A 3418-nucleotide genomic window follows, 5' to 3' on the forward strand; every position below is an offset into this window, starting at 1 on the left:
CCGCCGCCTGATCAACGACATCGTCATGGTGGAGGAGAGCGACGAGCTGGGCGACGGCTACATCAGCCACTTCGAGCTCTACGTGCGGGGCATGCCCGCCGGTCCTCGTTGAGCAGCGCGGCCACCAGCACCAGGGCGTACCCGCCGAGGACCACGATCAGCAGCAGTGGGGTCAGCAGGGCGGACCGGCCGACCAGGTCGGCGCGGCCGAGCCGGTCGGCGAGCCGGTCCAGGTTGCTGGCGGTGGCGGCGGAGGAGCCGAGGCCGGTCGCGTCGGGAAGCTTCGCCGCGACGGTGTCCAGGGCCGCGTTGAGCGCGGTGAGCCGGCTCGGCGGCACCGCGGCGAGGTCGGGGGCGACCAGCCAGGCCGCCGAGGTGGAGCCGGTGAAGGTGGCCGCGAAGTCGGTCGGGTCCAGCGCGAACGGACCGTACGAGGTGACGGCGCCGGTCCCCTGGCTGGTCCCCACGCCCGGGGCGAGCCGCCAGTACGCGTCCCCCGGGTCGCGAGGTCGCCAGGTGCCGGCGAGCACGACGGCGCCGGCCCGCTCGGCGCTGCGGTCGTAGAGCGGCACCCGGTCCCCGACCCGCAGCCGCAGTTGGCCGGCGGCCTTCTCGGGCAGGGTCACCTGCAACGGACTCGCCCCCGGGCTGGGCCAGGACCCGGCGGTGAGTTCGGCGTGCGCGGGCAGGTCGGTCAGCGTGGCGAGGTTGGCGAACATCGGGTCGTCACCGACCCGGGCGTCGCCGAGGTCGCCCGTCAGTTCCCGCCCGGTGCCGTAGCGGGCGGCGGCGACGGTGACCGCCACACCCTCCAGCCCGTCGGTGAACTGGGCGCGGACCGCCCGGTCCCGGTCGGCGTACGCGGCGGCGTCCTTGCCGCCGGAGCCGCTGACCAGCAGGCTGCGCTCCTCGGCCGGGGCGGCTTCGAGCACGGCGCGCTGGCCGGCGTCGACGGCCCGGCGGTTGTAGTCGGAGAGCCCGGTGACCAGCCCGACCGCCACCAGGGCCGCGACCGCGGCCGCGAGCAGTAGCCCGCGCGCCTCGACGGCCCGCCTCCACACCAGCTTCATCCGACGTCCTCCCCTGCCCCGGACGGGGCGATGTCCAGGGAGACCACCCGAGGGGCGGGAAAGGTTCGCGCCCGTTACATGATCGTTACCGAGGCCGTTGGGCGCTGAGGTCAGGCGCGGGGGCGGTCCCGGTCCTTGGAGGGCTGCACCCGCTTCGGCTCGCCCGGCATCTTGGGATATTCGGGCGGGTACGGCAGGTCGCCCTCGCCGGCCGCCGCGTCCCGCTCGGCCCACTCCAGCAGCGGGGTGATGTCCCACGGGGCGTCGTCGATGCCGGCGTGCGGGTCGCCCCGCTCGGCGAAGCGGGCCGGCACGCTGCCGAGGTGGAAGTCGTCCGGGTCCACCTCCGTCAGTTCGTCCCAGTCGACCGGGGTGGAGACGGTGGCCCGCGCGTTGGCCCGCAGCGAGTACGCGCAGGCGATGGTCCGGTCCCGGGCCATCTGGTTGAAGTCGACGAAGACCCGGCTGCCGCGCTCCTCCTTCCACCACGCGGTGGTGACCAGCTCAGGGCGGCGGCGGGCCAGCTCCCGGGCCAGCGCGATGGTGGCCCGGCGTACCTCGACGAACGTCCAGCGGGGGTGGATGCGCAGGTAGACGTGCACCCCTCGGCCACCGGAGGTCTTCGGCCAGCCGGTCGCGCCCAGCTCGTCCAGGAGGGCCCGGAGCTCCCCGGCGGCGGTCACCGCGTGGGTGAAGTCGGTGCCCGGCTGCGGGTCCAGGTCGATCCGCAGCTCGTCGGGGCGGTCGACGTCGGCGGCCCGGACCGGCCACGGGTGGAACACCACGGTGCCCATCTGGGCCGCCCAGGCCACGTGCGCCAGGTCGGCGGGACAGAGCTCGGCGGCCTTGCGTCCGCTCGGGAAGGCGATCTCCGCGGTGCGGATCCAGGGCGGCACGCCGCGGGTCGGCACCCGCTTCTGGAAGAACATCTCTCCCTCGATGCCCTCCGGGAAGCGCTGCAGGGTGGTGGGCCGGTCCCGCAGCGCGCGCGTGATCCCCTCGCCCACGGAGAGGTAGTAGTGGAAGACGTCCGCCTTGGTGAAGCCGCGCTGCGGGAAGATCACCCGGTCCGGGCTGCTGAGCCGTACGGTCTGCCCGGCGACCTCGATCTCCTCGGCCGCGGCCTTGCTGCCAGCCATGGCGCGACCTTATGCGATGCCACCGACGCGCGGCGTACCGTTGACCGGTGAGTCTTTCCGAGAGCGAACTGCCCCGTACCGAGGAAGAGTGGCGGGTCCGGCTGAGCCCCGAGGAGTTCCGGGTGCTCCGCGAGGCCGGCACCGAGCGGCCGTGGACCGGCGAGTACGTCGACACCAAGACCCCCGGCGTCTACCACTGCCGGGCCTGCGGGGCGGAACTGTTCCGCAGCGACGACAAGTTCGACTCGCACTGCGGCTGGCCGAGCTTCGACGACGCCATCCCGGGCGCGGTGAAGGAGATCCCCGACAACACCCTCGGCATGCGGCGTACGGAGATCCGGTGTGCCCGCTGCGACAGCCATCTGGGGCACGTCTTCGAGGGTGAGGGCTTCACCCCGAAGGACACCCGGCACTGCGTGAACTCGATCTCCATCCGGCTGGAGCCGAAGCAGGGCTGACCGGGACCGCCGGCGGCGGTCAGAGCAGCAGTCGGCTGCCCTGCTCGTCGATCGCGTCCGCGCCGTCGTCGTCCAGCCACACCCCACCGGTGGCCAGGTAGCGGAACCGGTACTCGCCCGGCGCCAGCCGGACGGTCACGGTCCGGGTGCCGTCCCGCCGGGTCACCAGCTCGTGCCGGCCGGGCTGCCAGTCGTTGAAGCAGCCGACCACGCTCACCGTGCCGGGCGGGGTGTCCCGGGGCAGGCAGAAGGTGACCCGGGTCTGGTTGCCGAAGAGCTTGCTGCGCTTGATCACGGGGTCCTCCGGGGTTCGAGGGCGTTCACCAGGCCTAACGCACGACACGCCGGAGGCGACTCGCCGTCGAGCCGGATCAGGTTCGCCGGTTTCGGTTGCCTCGATGTGTCCGCTCCCCGACCCTGGGATGACGGGTCCGTTTTCGGGGGGTTTCGTATGGCAACCTGTGAGGTCTGCGGCAACGACTACTGGATGTCGTTCGAGGTGCGCACGGTCAGCGGTGACACGCACACGTTCGACTCCTTCGAGTGCGCCATCAACCGGATGGCGCCGATCTGCGAACACTGCCAGACGAAGATCGTCGGCCACGGTGTCGAGGTCTCCGGCCGCTTCTTCTGCTGCGCGCACTGCGCCCGTGCGGTCGAGGGCGACCAGGGCGCGGAGGTCCGCGACGCGGTCGGCGCCCGCCCGGCCTGACGCCGCGGCCGGGCGCGGTGGCGCCAGCGCTCGGCGTGC

5 protein-coding genes and 1 pseudogene are annotated in these 3418 nt (G+C 73.2%); 3 read left to right on the forward strand and 3 right to left on the reverse strand.

Annotated elements, in window-relative coordinates:
* Window positions 1-94, forward strand: a pseudogene (locus ACWEVO_RS32960) (DUF3050 domain-containing protein); the annotation flags it as partial.
* On the opposite strand, the gene ACWEVO_RS32965 reads toward ACWEVO_RS32960, so the two are convergent.
* Together ACWEVO_RS32965 and ligD are read right to left on the reverse strand one after the other, a co-directional pair.
* Complete coding sequence (locus ACWEVO_RS32965; protein WP_452311342.1) at window positions 63-1070, reverse strand: hypothetical protein; 1008 nt, start codon at window positions 1068-1070, stop codon at window positions 63-65. The pseudogene ACWEVO_RS32960 and the gene ACWEVO_RS32965 overlap by 32 nt on opposite strands.
* Before the next feature lie 110 nt (window positions 1071-1180).
* Complete coding sequence (ligD, locus tag ACWEVO_RS32970; RefSeq protein ID WP_452311343.1) at window positions 1181-2209, reverse strand: non-homologous end-joining DNA ligase; 1029 nt, start codon at window positions 2207-2209, stop codon at window positions 1181-1183.
* A gap of 47 nt (window positions 2210-2256) precedes the next feature.
* Here ligD and msrB point away from each other — a divergent pair, with 47 nt between their 5' ends.
* Window positions 2257-2667, forward strand: coding sequence for a peptide-methionine (R)-S-oxide reductase MsrB (gene msrB, locus ACWEVO_RS32975; protein WP_452311344.1), 411 nt, complete (start codon window positions 2257-2259; stop codon window positions 2665-2667).
* A gap of 19 nt (window positions 2668-2686) precedes the next feature.
* On the opposite strand, the gene ACWEVO_RS32980 is transcribed toward msrB, so the two are convergent.
* Window positions 2687-2962 (reverse strand): isoamylase early set domain-containing protein, encoded by a 276-nt coding sequence (locus ACWEVO_RS32980; RefSeq protein ID WP_452311345.1) that lies wholly within the window; start codon window positions 2960-2962, stop codon window positions 2687-2689.
* A 156-nt stretch (window positions 2963-3118) separates the two neighbouring features.
* On the opposite strand from ACWEVO_RS32980, the gene ACWEVO_RS32985 reads away from it, so the two are divergent.
* Window positions 3119-3379, forward strand: a complete 261-nt coding sequence (locus ACWEVO_RS32985; protein WP_452311346.1) for a Prokaryotic metallothionein — start codon at window positions 3119-3121, stop codon at window positions 3377-3379.
* Window positions 3380-3418: the final 39 nt, after the last annotated feature.

This window comes from Micromonospora sp. NPDC003776 (assembly GCF_053605645.1).

Bases quoted from the DNA above. Each gene is read 5' to 3' on its own strand.
- ACWEVO_RS32965 (WP_452311342.1), bottom strand. From the start codon at position 1,070: ATGAAGCTGGTGTGGAGGCGGGCCGTCGAGGCGCGCGGGCTACTGCTC.
- ligD (WP_452311343.1), bottom strand. From the start codon at position 2,209: ATGGCTGGCAGCAAGGCCGCGGCCGAGGAGATCGAGGTCGCCGGGCAG.
- ACWEVO_RS32985 (WP_452311346.1), top strand. From the start codon at position 3,119: ATGGCAACCTGTGAGGTCTGCGGCAACGACTACTGGATGTCGTTCGAG.